The following is a 17030-nucleotide window of genomic DNA, read 5'->3' on the forward strand; positions in this document are numbered from 1 at the left end:
CGGCGTCCGCCGGGACGACGGGATGCATTTACTCGACTGAATTGAGCCAGTCGAAAATCGCCGGCCACAGCCGCTGGTGCGCGCTCTTGCCCACCAGCACGCCAACGTGCTGCAGGTTGACGCCGATGTCGCCCTCGTAGTGCAGCATCTGCTTGTGCTCGCTGGCAGCCGCATCGTAAAACGCCTGCATCGAATGCAGCGGGATCACGGCGCTGCGCGGGTCGGCCACGGTCAGCAGCGGCGCCTTCAGGTCCTGCGGCCCGATCTCGCGCTCGCCCACCCTGAGCTTTCCGCGCATGAGTTCGTCATGCCGGTACAGCGACTCCACCACGTCCGTGAACAGCTTGCCCGGGAGCGGGAATTCGTCGTGGGTCCAGCGCTCGACGCGCATATGGGTGCCCAGGGCTTCCGGGTTGCCCATGCACATGGCGCGGTCGATCAGCCGTTCCATCTGGAAGGCGTGCGGCGCGGCCATGGCGCTGACGATGTTGAGGAACACGCCCGGCACTTCGCTGAACGCCTGCGCGATCGGGCGCGCGTCCGGCGTGGTGTGGACCAGGTTGGCGAAGCAGCCCAGGTCGTGCCGGAAGTGCAGCGGCGACTCCAGCAGCACCACGGCGCGCACCGCGTCGGCGTTGGTGCAGCCGAAAATCGCCGCCAGGATGCCGCCCAGCGAGTGGCCAGCCACCGTGACCTGCTCCTCCCCGCAGTCCTCCTCGATGGCTTGCCTGCAGGCCGACAGCAGGCGGTCGCCGTAATCCTCGAGCCCATAGTTGGGGCCGGTGTCGGGCGTCCATTCGGCCATGTACACCTGGTAGCCATGCTCGATCCAGCGGCGCACCACGCTCACCTGCGGCAGCAGGTCCCAGATGTAGGCCTTTTTGATCGGCGCCGGCACCAGCAGCACGGCGGGTGCGTCGCCAGCGGCCTGGTCGTACTTGCGCAGGATGAGGCCGGGCTCGGTGTGCAGCACCGTGTAGGGCGTTTCCTGCGGGCCGTAGCCGAGGCGGTCAAGCATTTTGCCGCGCGCCTGGCGCATGCGGTCCATTTGCTTGAGCGCGTACACATTGAACGGATTGGTAGCGTGGAAGGTGTGGGCGTTCATGGCGAGCGGTGGTTGGTCGAATGCGAATGACGAGCCACTGTACGCCGATCAACCAGCGATTCCAATCGTGCATTGGCAGCCTATTGGCCGGGATCAATGTTAGGCGGGTGTTTTCCGAGGGCTAATGGCGCAAGGGAAAAACGAGCATGCAGATAGGGTGGAAAACCGCAAAAAACGGTTGTCTGGCCGGGAAAAATGCGTGAACTTTCCGCGCCTAAAAATCGAGCATCAGTACGGAGGTTTATACGGTTTATTCAGTATAAATATTTTATACCTTATAAACCGTATATCCTGTTTTCATCCAGTATCTACGGGGCTTCCTGCTATTTGTTGATTTCCTTCAAAACTGCGGGCCAGTCGGTGTCGAACATGACCCCGAGCAGCCGCCCGATCGAACTGGTCGGCTTTTCCTTGCCGTGCGCGATCGCCGACCAGATATGCGAGGCGGTGCCTGCATAGACGGTCATGAACTGGATGTCCGATTTCGGCCGGGTCGGGTCGATCAGGTTCGGGTTGACGGAGTAGGTAGTGCTCCTGCCGCTGCCTTGGGATAAGTAGATCGGCCGGTCCGTGTTGGGTACAATCAGCATGTAGCCGCTGCTGCGTTGGACCACGGTCATGCCGTTCCAGGTACCGATCGGGCTGCGTCCGTTCAGCACATTGGTGTCGTTGACCGAGATTTCGAGCGGATGCTGGTCGTGCATGTAGGTGGCATACGTGCCATCCTTGAGCCGGATCGTCTTCGGGTTGTCCAGGTGGATGGCCTCAGCCCCGATCGTCATCCGTCCCACCACCACCGGCCCCGATTGCATGCCCAGGTCGTCGCCAAAGCTGCCGCCGGGCGACAGGCTGGAGCCGCGAATGTCCTTCAGGGCCGGATGCGCCAGCAGCATGGGGAACAGTGCTTCGAACTTGCGCCGCATCTCGGGCACGCCCGGCTCTTTCAGCTTGCCGCCGAATACCAGCTTGGTGACCACCACGCCCGGCGCGTCCTCGGACGGCGTGTCCCCGCGGTTGGAGGCATTGGGATCGCGCCAGTAATTGGCGATGTAGTCCGCATAGAACGGCAAGTCGTAATCGAACTTGTAGGTGCCCGCCTTGTAGGGCAGGCCGCCAGCGGCAGGCTGCGCCGCCGGCCGCGCCTCGGCGCCAGTCGATGCTTGCGGCTGGCTCTCGGTCCGCGCCGCGGGAGCCGGGGCGGCAGGCGTTGCGGACGGGGTGATGGCGCGGTTGGCCGCCTGCTGGAGCGCGGAGTTCGCCGTCTGCTTGAGCAGGTTGCCGAAGGGGTCAGCGGCCCAGGCCGGGGCGGCGGCGCACAGGCCAGCCAGCAGGAAAACGCGTGCTTTCATAGTCGATGTAAAGAAAATAACAATTCGATGCTATCAAAACGAGCACATCCGTTTTCCCTGATCTGCATGCTAACATCGGGTATTTACAGAGAAAAACGCAGCCATGGACCGGATCGACCGCGAAATCGTCGAGTTGCTTGCGAAGGATGCCCGCCTCAGCTACAAGGAGCTGGGCGAGCGCGTGTTTCTCAGCGCCAACGCCGTGGCCGAGCGCGTCAAGCGGTTGGTGGCCGAGGGCGTGCTGGTGGGCTTTCATGCCAGCGTCAACATGGCGGCCCTGGACCTGCGCTTCCAGGCGCTGGCCGACGTCAAGCTCAAGCCGGGCGTGAGCGCACTTGAATTCGAGGCGACGCTGCGCTCGATTCCCGGCATCGTCGCCGCCACCTTGCTCACCGGCAGCCACGATTACCTGCTGCGCGTGGCCTGCAGGGACCAGGAGCACTTCGTGCGCGTGATGGAATCGCTGCGCGCCAGCGGCCACGTGCAGGATACGCAGAGCCGGATGGTGCTCAAGGAGATCGACCTGAGCAGCGGCGCGCTGCACTAGACGCCACGGCTCTGCCGCTGCGTGCGCGGGCGCACCGATGCGCAAGCCGCCGTGAGCGAAGATTGCCTTGCGCGGGCCGCCAGCGCCCGGATCAAGGCGAAGACGTGAGCGACATCGTGGTCATCGGAGCTGGCCTTGCCGGCCTTGCGTGCGCTGTGGCGCTGGCCGATCGCGGCCTGCGCGTCACCGTGGTCGAGGCCGGCGAGCGCCTGGGCGGGCGTGCCGCCAGCTGGACCGACGCCACCACCGGCGATATGGTGGACATCGGTCCGCACGTCCTGCATTCCGAATATCGCAACATGCTGGCCCTGCTGGAGCGCCTTGGCACCAGCCGCCTCGTGTGCTGGCAGCGCGATCCGCTGCTGACGATTGCCAGCAAGCCGGCGCCGGTGCACCTGCGCCACGGCCCCCTGCCGCCACCATTGAGCCTGATGCCGTCGATGGTCGGCGCGCCCGGGCTGTCCATGGCCGACCTCATGTCGATGTCGCGCCTGTCGCTGCACGTGATGCGCTTTGGCGAGGAAGAGATCGATGCGCTCGACAGGATCACCGCTTTCGACTTCCTGCGCCGCGAGGGTGTCAGCGCACGCATGATCGACTGGTGGTGGCGCTTTGCCGCCATGGTCGTGACCAACGTGCCGCTCGACCGCTGCTCGGCCGCCTCGCTGATGCGCATCCACGCGCAGCTGAGCAGCTACCGCGGCCTGCACTTCGGCTTTGCCGGCGTTGGTCTGTCCGAGCTGTACGCGAGCCAGGCCGTGCGCGCGATCGAGGCGGTGGGCGGCCGCGTGCTGGTGGGCCGGCCCGCCGCGCGCCTGCTCGGCGACACCGACGTGCGGGGCGTGCGCCTTGACGATGGCGCCGAATTGCATGCGGCCCGCGTGGTCAGCGCGGTGCCGCCACAGGCGCTCGGGCCGCTGCTGCCGGTCCGCTGGCGCGGCGACAGCGCGTTCGAGATCATTTCCACCATCGAGCCCAGCCCCTACGTATCGGTGTACCTCTGGTTCGACCGCCACATCGCCATGCCGCGCTTTGCATCGCACCAGTGCACGCCCGCGCGGCTCAACTACGACTATTACGACCTCACGCACATCCGCCACGGCTGGCAGGCACGCCCGACCGTCACGGCCAGCAACATCATCTACAGCCACCGCGCCAAGGGCATGAGCGACCGGCAGATCGTCCAGGCCACGGTGCGCGAACTGGCCGAGATCGCGCCGCAGGCCGCAGCCGCGCGCGTGGTCCATTCGGCCGTGCACCACATCCCGATGGCGATTCCCTGTCCGATCGTCGGCTTCGAGCGCCTGCGTCCGGCCGCGCGCACCCCGGTGCACGGGCTGTACCTGGCCGGCGACTGGACGCGTACCCACCTGCCCTGTTCCATGGAAGGCGCGGTCAAGTCCGGTTTCACCGCAGCGCAGGAAGTGCTGGCGGACCTCGGGCGTCCTGCCGCCATTGCGGTCTCTCCGCGCACTTGCGATGGCCTGGGCGCGATCGTGCGGCCGCTGGCCGTCGCCGGGCGCACCCTTCCGCGCGGGCCTTGACCGGTCTTTACACCGCGTACAGCGCCGATGTGATAGCGTTTCGGCTGGCGTGCCGGGCTCCAGCCCACCGCGCCGCTTTCGAACAGGAGAATACGTTGAAGAAGATCGCTAGCCTGGCCCTTGGCGCCGCTCTGCTGGCATGCAGTGCCGCGCAGGCGGCCATTCCCGTGTACGGGTTCGTGGTCAAGAACACTTATCCACACGACCCGCAGGCCTTCACGCAGGGCCTGTTCTTCAAGGACGGCCACCTGTACGAGACCACCGGCCTGCAGGGCCGCTCCACGCTGCGCAAGGTGGAACTTAACACGGGCAAGGTGCTGCAGAAGAAGGAGCTGGCCAGCGAATTCTTTGGCGAAGGATCGGCCGCCGTCGGCAACGAGATCGTCAGCCTGACCTGGACCTCGCACGTGGGCTTCGTGTACGACCAGAAGACCTTCGGCCTGAAGCGCCGCTTCAACTACGCCGGCGAAGGCTGGGGCCTGGCCAGCGACGCGCAGCGCCTGTACATGAGCGATGGCAGCAACGCGATCCGCGTGCTCGATCCCAAATCGCTGGAAGAAGTGCGCCGCATTCAGGTGACGGCCGAGGGCAAGCCGGTCAACCGGCTCAACGAGCTTGAAGTGGTGGACGGTCAGATCTACGCCAACGTCTGGGGCACCGACATCATCGCCCGCATCGACCCCACCACCGGCAACGTGGTCGGCTGGATCGACCTGACCAATCTGCTGCCGCCGGCGCAGCGCGGCACCGATTCGATGGACGCGGTGCTGAACGGCATTGCGTACGACGCCAGGCACCACCGCCTGTTCGTGACCGGCAAGCTGTGGCCGAAGCTGTTCGAGATCGAGTTGGTGGAAATACGGAAACGGTGAGTCCTCGGGTGGAAACCGCCGAGAACGACCTCCGGGCGCCGCCGGGGAGGCGGGCGCCAGCCATGCTGCTGGCACGCGCCCAAGCGCGCGCCAGCAAAGTACACCAAGTTCAATAGCCGCTGAGCGGTTTGGCGAACTTAAGCAGCCACAGGCGGCTCGGCCGTTCCGCATCGTCGCCACGGGCAACGCGAATCGTATTGGCCGCGTTGCAGCCGGCGGCGCTGCTCGTGACAATCACTCCGGCCGCGTCAATGTCGCACTTCGTGACATCGGCGTCCACCACCTCCGCGCCGGCCGGCGTGAAGATTTTGGTTTTCAACCCGAAGTCGTTGTCGTTCGCGAGGGCCAGCGTATTGGCATCGACGATGGTCAGGCCTTCGGCTTTCTCGGCCAGCCAGCCGATCGCATTCAGATCCAGCAGCTGCGTTTTCTTCAGCGGCACCACTTTGCTCCAGTCGGCCCCATTGATCGGGGCGCCGGACATCGAGCTCTTTTCGAGATCCGATGTCTCGGCGTTGAATCCCGCAGCGGAAATGTCGGTGGCATTGCCCAGCTCGACCAGCATCAGCTTGTTGAACACCTTGCCCTTCGGATCGGCGCCCTGCTCGATGACGATGAACTTGCCGTTGCCAAGCGCAACCATCTCGCCCAGCTTCGCGTTGCCCGTCCGGCCGTCCTGATAGTCGGCGCCGTTAAGCGGGTAAGCATACATCCTGACGGTGGTACCGGTGCCAGGATCGAACTCGATCCAGCGCGTGAAGCGTGCGAAGCGCTCCACCTTTTCGCTCTTGCCGGTGGGCGAATAGCTTGCATTGCCGTCCGTAAGCGGGCTTTGCAGAAACCCGTGCAGGTGGTCGGTCGCGGCGTCGAGCGCCATGCCTTCCATGCCGCGGTTGGCGCGGCGCTTGCCAAAAATGGTCGGCAGTCCGGTCCCCGGCGCGAATTTGGCCTGGATCACGCCGGTGGCCGCATCCACTTTGATAATAAAAGGACCGTATTCGTCAGAAATCCACAGCGCATTGCGCTTCTTGTCGACCACGACCGCTTCGGTGTCCAGTCCGTTTGCATTGAACACAGCCTTGCCCGCCGCGTCGAACTTCATGGCATCCATGACCGGGATCTCGGCCGAATTGCCAAGGCTACCCACGGGGATCGGCAAGCCGCTGCTGTTCACGGTCGCGGACACCTTGATCGGCATGGCCGAGCTCAGGACCGCACCGTTCTTGCCCACAGTAATGATGCCAATCGAGGGGGTGAAGCTCGGCGACGGGAAAATCTTGCTGCCGGTGGTGCCGGTACCGTTCAGCGAGGGAACGTTGGGACCATCGCCATTGGGACCGCGGTCGGTCAGGCCGTAAAACTCCAGGTCACCATTCGCGTTGGTGCCTTTGAACGCCAGCGACGAGCCGTACGATGGCAGGAATCCAAGCGGAAAGTCCTCCTTCACTTTGGCGATGCTGCCCTCGTAAGGAACGTAAAACTTGCTGTCGGCCTGGATCTGGTAGCGGCTGACACTGACCTCCACGGCGCCCTGAGTGAACTTCTCGGCGACCGGGGAATTTGCCTTCGACGCCAGCGTGTCTTCGAAGTGCTCGCGCACCAGGGTGCGGCGGTCGTCATCCACGCCGCGGGAGGCGTACCTGGAACCCGCAACCGACAGGATCCCGGCCAGCGCAGTGTTGAAGCTGTCGGCCGAGGCAGCGAAGTCGAGGCTCTTGCCCGCAAGCGCCGTTCGCACGTCAGCCGTCAGCTTGATGCCGTTGGACGGGTCGCTGTCCTCGTCCAGCAGTTGCAGCGTAAGCAGGCGGTTGACCACCTTCGCGTCTTTCACGTCAGTCGAGTTCGCCAGTTGCAGCGGCGTGACCGTGGCGGCGCAGGTCGTGCTGCCCAGCGCCAGGCCGCCGATCGTGAAGCTGACCGTGTCTCCTTGCACACAGGTGAACTCGCCTTTGGCGGTCGTGGTGGCGCGGGCAGCGCTGCCGGCGGCATACTCGAGGCCCTCGACAGCGCCATCGAGGAAAACCCCGGTGATCGTCGGTTTGGACGGGGCGGTGGCGGGCGCGTTGTCGGAGCCGCCGCAAGCTGTCAGGGCAACAGCCAGGGAAAGAAGGGACAGGCGTGGGAGCGTCATGCAGACCTCTTGAAATGAAAACGCCAGTCTACGAAGCGTCCATGACAACACGACGACAAAAAGTTATCGTGAGGCCGAAGTTCGGCAGGAATGGGTGTTCGTCCATTCCCGCCGCTTCCGCTAGTTCACTGCGATCACCACCTTGCCGAAGTGCGAGCCCGATTCCATGTAGCGATAGGCTTCCTGCGCCTGGTGGAACGGGAACACGCGGTCCACCACAGGTTCGATGCGCGCCGCGTCCACGAAGCGCACCACATCCTCGAGCATGGCGCGGCTGCCGACGAAAATGCCGACCATGCGTTTGGCGCCCGACAGCAGCGCCGCCGGATTGACCTCGCCGCCAAAGCCGCTCACGCCGCCGATGATCGCCACCGTGCCGCCCATGCTCGCGGCCGACAGCGAGCGGTTGACGGTGCCCTTGCCGCCCACCTCCAGCACGACGTTGGCGCCGCTGCCGTTCGTCACGCGCAGCACTTCCTCGTGCCACTCGGGCATGGTGCGGTAGTTGATGGTGTGGTGCGCGCCCAGCTCGTGCGCGCGCCGCAGCTTTTCGTCGGTGGACGAGGTGATGATGGTGCGCATGCCGGCTGCGCACGCCATCTGCAGGCCCAGCACGGAAACGCCGCCGGTGCCGAGCAGCAGCACCGTGTCGCCTGGCCTTGCCCGGTTGCTGGAAACGAAAATCGCGTTCCAGGCAGTCACGCCGGCGCACGGCAGCGTCGCCGCGTCCACGTACGCCATGTGGGGCGGAATCTTGACCAGCGCTTCCTGGTCGAGCAGCACCTGCTGCGCCAGCATGCCGTCCACGTCCCCGCCCAACGCGTGTTTGGTCTTGTCCTGTGAGGTGATGCCGTCGTGCCAGCAGGGGAAGAACGATGCGACCACACGGTCGCCCGGCTTGACGCGCGTGACGCCGTGGCCCACCTCCACCACCTCGCCGGCGCCATCGGAGCACGGGATGATCGGATCGTCCACGTTGACCAGGTAATTGCCGCTCGCAACCATCAGGTCGCGGTAGTTCAACGCCACCGCGTGCATCCTCACGCGCACCTCGCCGGTGCCCAGGGGCCGGTCGGGCAGATCGACGCAGCGCAGTCCGTCGATGTTTTCGCCAGGAAGTATCTGATAGCTGAGCATTGTTTTCTCCTAGAATCGTCAGCGCACGGCGATTCTACGCGCCGCCGTCAAAGCGCAGCGCCCGGTTTGGCCGAGCGGGCGCGCTGGTTCGAGCCGTAGATCGTATCGCGTTCCGGGGCAGCGCCGGTGGCGAGCACGCCGATCCATTCCGCGGTCGGCAGCACCGCCGCAAAGCGCGACTGGAACACGACCATGAAGGTGTCGTGGATCTGGCGCGCGCTCGCGGTCCCGGCGCGGTTGGCATAAGGGACCGAGCCGGTCGCGTCAATCAGCACCTCCACGGCCAGGCCGGCGTGCAACGCCTCGAACACGGTCGAGGCCACGCAATTATGGCTCATGTAGCCGGCAACGGTGAGCGTGTCGATGCCGTGCTGCCGGATCCAGGCTGCCAGGTCGGTGCCGGTGAAGGCGCTCGGCAGGCGCTTTTCGATGTAGTGCTCGTGCGGGCGGCTCGCCACCACCTCGTGCAGCGCCCAGCCATGCGAACCCTTGTCGAAGAGCGGCGCGCCCGCCGGAGCTGTGTTCTGCACCACCACCACCGGCACATTCGCCGCCCGCGCGGCGTCCATCGCCCTGCCGATATTGGCGAGCGAGCCTTCGACGCCTGGGTATTCGATCGGCAGGTTGCCGTCTACGTATTCGTTCTGCACGTCGATGACGATCAGGGCGCGGTGCGGCTTGTTCATGGTCGTTTTCCTTTCAATGCCTGGGATGCTGGACTGGGCCGCCGCGCAGGCGCTCAATAGCAGGGCGGCGGCGAAGGCGAAGATTCTTGCGGTTTGCATGCGGTGCTCCGGTTGGTTGTGGCCATCATTGTTGCGCCGGGCGGCGCTGCCGCCCATTGGCCCGTGAGCCTGCTTTGGTTAAAATCGGGCCAATATGAAAAAGACACCGAACACGTTGGCCATTGCCGCCTTCGCGGGCATCAGCCCGTTCCACCTGTCCGTGCCCTGCCTCGTCTTCGGCGAAGATCGCCGCGAGGACGGCATTCCCCGGCCCGAGGTGCTGGTGTGCGCGGACACGCCGGGCATGTTGCCCACCACGGCCGGCTTTTCGATCGCCGTGCCGCATGGTCTGGAACGCCTGGCCGACGCGCACACGGTGATCGTCCCCTCGTGGCGCGACCCGCTGGAGCCGGCGCCTCCGGCCCTGCTCGACGCGCTGCGCGCCGCGCATGCGCGTGGCGCCAACGTCGTCGGCCTGTGCCTGGGCGCGTTCGTGCTGGCGCAGGCGGGGCTGCTCGACGGGCGGCGCGCCACCACGCACTGGCGCTGGGCGCGCGCGTTCGCCGAGGCCTTTCCCAAGGTGGCGCTGGACCCGGGCGTGCTGTATGTCGAGGACGGCAACCTGCTGACCTCGGCCGGCACCGCCGCCAGCCTGGACTGCTGCCTGCACCTGCTGCGCGCGCAGGTCGGACCGGAGCTGGCCAACCGCGTCGCGCGGCGGCTGGTGGTTTCGCCGCACCGGCAGGGCGGGCAGGCGCAGTTCATCGAGCAGCCGCTGCCCCGGGCGACGCGTGGCGACCGGCTTGGCGAGGCAATGGAATGGGCGATCGGCCACCTGGACGACGCGCCGGGGATCGACCAGCTGGCGCAGCGCTCGGCGATGAGCCGCCGCACCTTCACGCGGCGTTTTCGCGAGCGTACCGGGACCAGCTACAACGCCTGGATCAATGGGCAGCGCATCGCGTTTGCGCAGCGCTTGTTGGAGACGACCGACCTGGCGATCGAGCAGGTGGCTGCGCGCGCGGGGTTCGGCAGCGCGCTGTCGCTGCGGCTGCGCTTTGCCGAATCGCTGGACACCACACCGTCCGCCTACCGGCGCGAATTCCGGGGTTCGTAGGGTGGGCGGGTCTCCCGCCCACGCGTTCAACCAGTGCTGGCGCCAGTTGGACGCGTGGGCAGGAAACCTGCCCACCCTACGAACCGGGACGCATGCCCGCAGGCCCGTCAAGACGCAAAAAAGCCCGGCAGGCTTGCGCATGCCGGGCCGGCGCGGGAGGGGCCGCGTTACTTGTAGGCGTAGCTCGCCGTGACGTAGATGTAGCGGCCGCGCGGATCGCTGTAGCTCACGTCGTAACCACCGAGGAAGTTCGAGGTCAGGTTGGTGTACGGCGGATCGCGGTCGAACAGGTTCTTCACACCCAGCGTCAGCTTGGTGTTCTTGATGCCGGTGTAGGCCAGCTGCATGTCGTAGGTCGCGTATGCGTCAACCTTGCGCGGCGTGGTACTGGTCGGCATCAGGTTGGCCAGCACGTCGGTGTAGCCCTTCTGGTAGTTCTGCAGCAACGTCACCGCGTACGGGCCGTTTTCCCAGGTTGCGCTGGCGTTATGCTTCCAGCGCAGCACCACACCGCCCGAGGCCGACAGCGCCTGGTCCAGCGAGCTGGTGTAGTTGCCGTCCGGGCCCTGCACGTCGTACTTGGCCATGTAGGTGCCCGACAGGCGCAGGTTCAGGCGGTTGCCGTCGCCAAAGCGCAGGCGGTACATCGCGTCCACGTCCACGCCTGCCACCTGGGTCTTGAACAGGTTGGCGTTGGTCTGGGTGATCGATTCGATCGGGCCCAGGCCCGAGGCATTGCCGTCCGGAGCGCCGCGGTTGATGAACTTGGCGTACAGCTGCTCGCGCGCCGCGTTGGCCATGAAGTAGGTCGACGACAGGCCGCCCACCACGATCGCATCCTTCAGGTTGATGCGGAAGGCGTCCAGCGCGATCGAGGCGTTCTTCACAGGCTCCCACACGATGCCGGCGGTGATCGAGGTCGATTTCTCCGGCTTCAGGTTCGGGTTGCCGCCGGTGACGGTGGTGAACTGGTTGTTGCAGTCACGCGGGGCGCCGGTCGTCAGGTTCGGGCAGCGCAGGTAGTCGCGGGTGCCGTTGCCGGTGATGCTGGTGGCCTGCGGGGTGTACAGGTCGGTCAGCGACGGCGCGCGGAAGCCCTTGCCCACGGCCGAGCGCAGCAGCAGGGATTCGGTCGGCTGCCAGCGGATCGACGCCTTCGGGTTTACCGTGTGGCCCACGCCCTGGTAGTTGTCATAGCGAACGGCGACGTCGCCATCCAGTTTCTTGAGGATGGGGATGCTGGTCTCGGCGTACACCGACGAGACGTTGCGCGCGCCGGTGACCGGGAACGCGTTGCCGCCCAGGCCTGCGATGTCGCCGGTCTGGATCGCCACCGACGGGTTGTATTCGAATTTCTCGCGGCGCAGTTCGGCGCCCAGTGCCAGGCCAACGGCGCCGGCCGGCAGGTTGAAGATTTCGCGCGAGCCTTTCAGGTCGACCGAGGTGGTCGAGGTCTTGGAGGCGTAGCTGGTGCCGCGGAATTCGGCGTTGCGCACCGCGTCGATGGCCGACTGGTCGGTGGTCGGGCCGAACGGGTTGATCACGCCGCTATTGAAGATCGGCAGCACCTTCGAGTACTGCGCGTAGCCCGACAGCAGCTCTTCATGCACCTTGCTCTGCGTGTACAGGAAGGCCGAGTCCACGTCCCAGCCCGCGTAGCTGCCGCGCACGCCGGCGACAAAGCGCGCGTTTTCGGACACGTCGAGCGTGTTGCGTTGGCCGTTGGCCACGTCGCGGTAGTTCAGCAGCAGCGGCAGGCCGGTCAGGCCGTTGGCGGCGGCGAACGCGGCCGGGTAGTACGGGCTGCTCGGGATCAGCACGAAGCCGCCACGGCCGAGGGCCGGATACTTGGTGGTCATGCCCGGATACTGGGCGATCAGCGCGTTCCAGGCAGGCACGTAGGGGTTGGTCGCGGTGGTGATCGAGTTGTACGCGAGCGGAACGTGCTGCGTGGTCGAGGTGATCTTGTTCTTGGTGTAGCCGGATTCGAAGTAGGCTTCGGTCTCGCTGGAAAGGCGCAGGCGGCCGTTGGCCATCAGGCTGGCCTTCTCGAAGTGCGGCTGCAGCGACACGAACGGGCTGTTGTCGTAGCTGCAGCGGGTGGTGTTGAACGGCGACAGCACCGACACCGGGCCGCAGTTCGGCAGTGCCGGGTTGCCCAGCGTGCCCTTGTTGTTCAGCACCACGTTGGCCGGGAAGGCGATCGACGAGGTCACGTCGTTCTTCTGGTCCGCGTTCAGGCGGCGCGCGTAGTCGCGGTCGATGCCCATCAGCGGATCGGTGTTCTGCACCGTCACGCTGCCGGTCACGTTCCAGCCCTGCTCGGCCATGCTGCCGTAGCCGGCGAAGATGGTGGCCTTGCGGTCGCGTGCCTTGTGGTCGCTGGTCTGGCCGTAGTTGGCGCTGCCCTCGACGCCCTGGTAGTCCTTGCGCAGGATGAAGTTCACCACGCCGGCAATCGCGTCCGAGCCGTACACGGCCGAGGCGCCGTCCTTGAGCACCTCGACCCGCTCGATGGCCGACAGGGGAATGCTGTTCACGTCCACCGACGAGCCGGCCGAACCGGCCGAGCCGCCGCCGTACACCGCCACGCGGCGGCCGTTGACCAGCACCAGCGTGCGCGCGCTGCCCATGCCGCGCAGCGACACGGTGGCGATGCTGCCGCCGCCATAGCCGGAGGCGTTGGCCACGGTGGTCGAGCTGCCGGCGCTCGAGAGCGAGCTCAGCGACTTGACCAGTTCCTCGGTCGAGGTCGCGCCGGTGCGTTCGATCTCTTCACGCTTCATGACCTGGACCGGCAGCGCGGTCTCGCCATCGATGCGCTTGATCGACGAACCGGTCACGATCACGCGCTGGACCTTGGACGTGTCCGGGTCCTGCGCCTGGCCGAAAGCGTGACCCGATACCACCAGCATGGGCGCCAGGGCGGCTGACACGGCAATGACGGATTTCTTGATCTTCAGTGTGGGGTACGACATGTACTGCAGCTCCTTAGCTGGTGGAAAAGAGAACAAAATGTTTGTTTCTGGCAACAACAGACGATTATATCGATGCATCCCAGCAAAATTTTGCTACATTCATATGAGAAATACGCGTATGTATGCAATGAACGTTTCGCCAATTCGATAAAGACGCGATGAATGCACCAAGAGTGAAATTGGACCGTACCGACCGCAAGATCCTGGAGGCCTTGCAGGAGGATGCGCGGCTGTCGAGCGCGGAGCTGGCCGAGCGGGTGTCGCTCACCACCTCGCCATGCTGGCGCCGCGTCAAGCGGCTGGAAGAGGAAGGGGTCATCACCGGCTACCAGGCGCGCATCGACCCCGAGCGGCTGGGCTACCAGGTGATGGCGTTCGTGTACATTTCGCTCGACTTGAAAAACGTGCAGAGCCTGCAGGCGTTCGAGGACGCGGTGATGGGCATTCCGCAGGTGCTGGCCTGCCACCGCATCTCGGGCCGCTACGACCACCAGCTGGTGGTGGTGGCCGAGGACCTGGCCGCGTACGGCAAGTTCGCCGAGGCGAACATCAACAGCCTGCCCGGCATCAAGGAGATCTACACCTCGTTCGTGCTGCGCGAGGTGAAGTCCACCACCAACCCGCCGCTGCCGGCGGCTTGACCGTAGGGTGGGCAGGTCTCCTGCCCACGCGTTCAGGCTGAGCATGCACTGATTGAACGCGTGGGCAGCAAAGCTGCCCACCCTACCTACGTCGGCTTGGCTACCATCAGCCAGAAGATCGCGACGAAGGCGAAGAACGCAGGTATCCCCAGGATCACCCACGCGCGAAAATACTTCCAGTACGCCGGCGGCAGGGGCGCCCCGGTGCCGGCCGCCTCGCGCGACAGGTCGCGCAAGCGCATCTGCAGCCACACCACCGGAACCCAGCACGCCGCCGCGATCAGGTACAGCACCAGCGACCACGCAATCCAGCGGCTGTGCATCGGAAAGCCGGCCAGGTGGATCATGTAAAAGCCCGTGGTCGGCTGCGCGATGATGGTGGTGGCGGTGAACAGCCAGTCGGCCACCACCACGTAGCGGCTCACCACCGCGATCGCGCGCACGTCGCGGCTGATGTTTGCAAACAGCATGTACCACGCCGAGCCGATGCCGGTGCCGAACAAGAAGGTCGATGACAGGATGTGCAGCCACTTCACGACCAGGTAGTCCACGTCATTCCTCCTCCAGTTGGTACAGCAGCCAGATTGCGGCGAGCATCGGCAGGTTCTTGGTCAGCGGCCCGTACGGGTGCAGCGCAAATTCCGGCAGCCGGATCGCGATGACGACCGTGTAGAAGGCGATCAGCGCCAGCTGAACGAGCCACAGCCAGCGGCGGCGCTTGAGCAGCAGGATACCCAGGCCCAGCGCCAGGTCGAACGTGGCTGCGCCATACAACATGAGCGGGCGCAGCGCTTCCGGAATGCCGGTGCGCGCCAGCAGTTCGTAGCTTTGCGCCGGCGGATACAGACCGTAGGACACGATCGCCGTGACGATCCACACCGCCGCAACCGAATAGCGCAGCAGCGGCAGCAGCCAGACCAGCTTGGCCTGCAGGCGCTCGGCTGGCGGGTCGATGACGAACTCGCGCACCGGGCGCGGCGCGCGGCCGATCAGCAGCATGGTGGTCGCAGGATCGGCCGTGTTGCCGCGGTCGAGCATGCTGAGGGTGTCCTCGTCCAGCAGGCCACCCGGCAGCCAGCGGCCCAGCTTTGCCAGTAGCCGCGCGAAGCTGCCGGGCAGGTGCAGCACGCGCAGCCTGCCCATGCCCATTGCCGTGCGCAGCGCCGCAAGGTAGTCGGTGAACGCCAGCGCCTGCGGCCCTACCAGCGGCACGCGCTGCGCCGTCACCTCGGTGCCGGGCAGCGGCAGCCGGTGCCGCAGCAGGCCGACAATGGCGGCAGCCACATCGTCCACATGCACTGGCTGTACCAGCTGCGGCGCGTTGCCAAAGCGCACCGCGAACGGCATGCTGGCCAGTGCCTTGAACACGCGCGCGCTGGCGCCTTCCTTGCCGTAGACCAGCGATGGCTGGACGATGTAGGCGCGCACCGGCAGCGCGGCGAGGTAGTCGTCCGCCGCCTTCTTGGACAGGTGGTAGGGCGTTTGCGCGTCGCGGTCGGCGCCGAGGGCGGAGAACTGGATCACCATCTGCACGTCGTGCGACTCGGCGCATGCGGCAAACAATGCGCGCGGCGTTTCCGTATGCAAGCGTGCGAAGGTCTGGCGCCCCGATTCGCGGAAAATGCCGACCGCGTTGATGACGGCGTCGATGCCGGTAAGGCGCGCCAGCCAGACGGATTTATCCGTATCCTTGGTGAAGTCCGCATGCACGTACGCGAGCCGCGGGTCGGTGCTGGCCTTGGCCTTGCGTACCGCGCACACGACGTGATGGCCCTCCGCCAGCAGCGCGTGCAGCAAGTGTTGGCCGATGAAGCCGCTTGCTCCCGTCAGCAAGATCCGCATGCATGCTCCTTTCGCTCACCCATCAACAAGAGGACGCTATGGAAAACTGGAAAACTGGAAAACGGCAATGCAGCGTGGCCTGGTCTCGGGCGCCATGTCCAGCCTGCTGTCAACCGTGGCGCTGGCCATGCTGGGCAAGCGCGAGGCGAACAGCCAGTTTGCCCCCACCAACGCCATCAGCCACTGGATCTGGGGCGAGCAGGCCGCCCGGCGCAACACGCCCTCGGTGCGCTACACGCTGCCAGGTTACGCGATCCATCATGCGAGCGCGACCTTCTGGTCGGTGCTGTTCGAGCGCACCTGCGGCCACCTGCTCGACGCGCGCGATACCGGCAAGACGCTGGCCGCGGCCACCGCCACCTCGGCTGTCGCCTGCTTTGTGGATTACCAGCTCACGCCAGAGCGCCTGAAGCCCGGCTACGAAAAGCGCCTGTCGCGCCCGGCGCTTGCCGTGGTGTATGGCGCGTTTGCGCTGGGCCTGGCCGGTGGCGCCACGCTGTGCCGTCGCAGCCAAGTCTAAGGCAGAAGGAAAAAACGTGCCGCTCTATGTCTGGGCGTTAATGCTGCACGGCGTGCTGGGTGGCATCGACGTGATCCTCAATCACGAGCTGCTGGGCAGGCTGCCCGGGCGCGCCGATACCGGCGAGGAAGAGTTCCTGCACAGCGGGCGCGAGTTCGTGTTCGCCGCGCTGTTCGTGTCGCTCGCGTGGTGGGAGTGGCATGGCGCGGCAGGGTGGTGGATCGTTGTGCTGTTTCTGGCCGAACTGCTGATCTCGGGGCGCGACGTGGTGGTCGAAGGCGCCACGCGCATCCTGCCGGTGCCGGAACGGGTGCTGCACTTGCTGCTGTTCATCAACCTGGGGGTGGTGATGACGCTGGTTGGGCTGACGCTGCGGGGATGGTGGGATTTGCCGGCCGCGGTGGCGCGAGCCGATTACGGCTGGGCCAGCTGGGTGCTGAGCGGCATGGCGCTGCTGGCGCTGGGATGGGGTGTGCGGGATGGGGTGAACGTGGTGCAGCGGGGCCGTCGTCCCGGCGCAAG

At 65.8% G+C, this 17030-nt stretch carries 14 protein-coding genes and 1 pseudogene; 7 read left to right on the forward strand and 8 right to left on the reverse strand.

Annotation, left to right across the window (positions count from 1 at the left end; genetic code table 11):
- Positions 1 to 28: 28 nt before the first annotated feature.
- Positions 29 to 1105 carry a polyhydroxyalkanoate synthase family protein gene (locus tag NX773_RS22755; protein ID WP_258858517.1) on the reverse strand — a complete coding sequence of 359 codons (1077 nt, stop codon included), beginning with the start codon at positions 1103 to 1105 and terminating at the stop codon, positions 29 to 31.
- Positions 1106 to 1428: 323 nt separating this feature from the next.
- Positions 1429 to 2454, reverse strand: a complete 1026-nt coding sequence (locus tag NX773_RS22760; RefSeq protein WP_258858518.1) for a hypothetical protein — start codon at positions 2452 to 2454, stop codon at positions 1429 to 1431.
- Positions 2455 to 2557: 103 nt separating this feature from the next.
- On the opposite strand from NX773_RS22760, the gene NX773_RS22765 reads away from it, so the two are divergent.
- From NX773_RS22765 to NX773_RS22775, 3 genes are all read left to right on the forward strand, one after another.
- Positions 2558 to 3001 carry an Lrp/AsnC family transcriptional regulator gene (locus tag NX773_RS22765; RefSeq protein ID WP_258858519.1) on the forward strand — a complete coding sequence of 148 codons (444 nt, stop codon included), beginning with the start codon at positions 2558 to 2560 and terminating at the stop codon, positions 2999 to 3001.
- Between the two features lie 104 nt (positions 3002 to 3105).
- The gene (locus tag NX773_RS22770) at positions 3106 to 4545 is read left to right on the forward strand and encodes a hydroxysqualene dehydroxylase (protein ID WP_258858520.1); all 1440 of its coding nucleotides are present in this window, start codon (positions 3106 to 3108) and stop codon (positions 4543 to 4545) included.
- 95 nt (positions 4546 to 4640) lie between these two features.
- Positions 4641 to 5417: a glutaminyl-peptide cyclotransferase gene (locus tag NX773_RS22775; RefSeq protein WP_258858521.1), complete on the forward strand. Its 777-nt coding sequence runs from the start codon at positions 4641 to 4643 to the stop codon at positions 5415 to 5417.
- A gap of 109 nt (positions 5418 to 5526) precedes the next feature.
- Here the strand turns inward: NX773_RS22775 and NX773_RS22780 are convergent, their stop codons facing one another.
- The 3 genes from NX773_RS22780 to NX773_RS22790 all read right to left on the reverse strand — a co-directional run bounded on the left by NX773_RS22780 (position 5527) and on the right by NX773_RS22790 (position 9371).
- The gene (locus tag NX773_RS22780; protein ID WP_258858522.1) at positions 5527 to 7548 is read right to left on the reverse strand and encodes an esterase-like activity of phytase family protein; all 2022 of its coding nucleotides are present in this window, start codon (positions 7546 to 7548) and stop codon (positions 5527 to 5529) included.
- 120 nt (positions 7549 to 7668) lie between these two features.
- Positions 7669 to 8685, reverse strand: coding sequence for a zinc-dependent alcohol dehydrogenase family protein (locus tag NX773_RS22785; RefSeq protein ID WP_258858523.1), 1017 nt, complete (start codon positions 8683 to 8685; stop codon positions 7669 to 7671).
- 47 nt (positions 8686 to 8732) lie between these two features.
- Positions 8733 to 9371: a cysteine hydrolase family protein gene (locus tag NX773_RS22790; RefSeq protein WP_258858524.1), complete on the reverse strand. Its 639-nt coding sequence runs from the start codon at positions 9369 to 9371 to the stop codon at positions 8733 to 8735.
- Positions 9372 to 9564: 193 nt separating this feature from the next.
- Between NX773_RS22790 and NX773_RS22795 the strand changes: the two genes are divergently transcribed.
- Positions 9565 to 10527: a GlxA family transcriptional regulator gene (locus tag NX773_RS22795; protein ID WP_258858525.1), complete on the forward strand. Its 963-nt coding sequence runs from the start codon at positions 9565 to 9567 to the stop codon at positions 10525 to 10527.
- 167 nt (positions 10528 to 10694) lie between these two features.
- Here NX773_RS22795 and NX773_RS22800 read toward each other — a convergent pair whose 3' ends face one another.
- Positions 10695 to 13505, reverse strand: coding sequence for a TonB-dependent receptor (locus NX773_RS22800; RefSeq protein ID WP_258858526.1), 2811 nt, complete (start codon positions 13503 to 13505; stop codon positions 10695 to 10697).
- A gap of 173 nt (positions 13506 to 13678) precedes the next feature.
- Between NX773_RS22800 and NX773_RS22805 the strand changes: the two genes are divergently transcribed.
- Positions 13679 to 14146, forward strand: a complete 468-nt coding sequence (locus NX773_RS22805) for an Lrp/AsnC family transcriptional regulator (RefSeq protein ID WP_370662282.1) — start codon at positions 13679 to 13681, stop codon at positions 14144 to 14146.
- Positions 14147 to 14232: 86 nt separating this feature from the next.
- Here the strand turns inward: NX773_RS22805 and NX773_RS22810 are convergent, their stop codons facing one another.
- On the reverse strand, positions 14233 to 14697 hold the full coding sequence (locus NX773_RS22810) for a DUF2269 family protein (RefSeq protein ID WP_258858528.1): 465 nt from the start codon (positions 14695 to 14697) through the stop codon (positions 14233 to 14235).
- A gap of 1 nt (position 14698) precedes the next feature.
- A complete protein-coding gene (locus NX773_RS22815; protein WP_258858529.1) occupies positions 14699 to 15988 on the reverse strand; it encodes an SDR family oxidoreductase in 1290 nt (429 codons plus the stop codon).
- Between the two features lie 67 nt (positions 15989 to 16055).
- On the opposite strand from NX773_RS22815, the gene NX773_RS22820 reads away from it, so the two are divergent.
- Together NX773_RS22820 and NX773_RS22825 are read left to right on the forward strand one after the other, a co-directional pair.
- The gene (locus NX773_RS22820) at positions 16056 to 16508 is read left to right on the forward strand and encodes a hypothetical protein (protein ID WP_258858530.1); all 453 of its coding nucleotides are present in this window, start codon (positions 16056 to 16058) and stop codon (positions 16506 to 16508) included.
- A 16-nt stretch (positions 16509 to 16524) separates the two neighbouring features.
- Positions 16525 to 17030 (forward strand): annotated as a pseudogene (locus NX773_RS22825) (hypothetical protein); the annotation flags it as partial.

The organism is Massilia solisilvae, assembly GCF_024753215.1.
Classification (GTDB): domain Bacteria; phylum Pseudomonadota; class Gammaproteobacteria; order Burkholderiales; family Burkholderiaceae_D; genus Telluria; species Telluria solisilvae.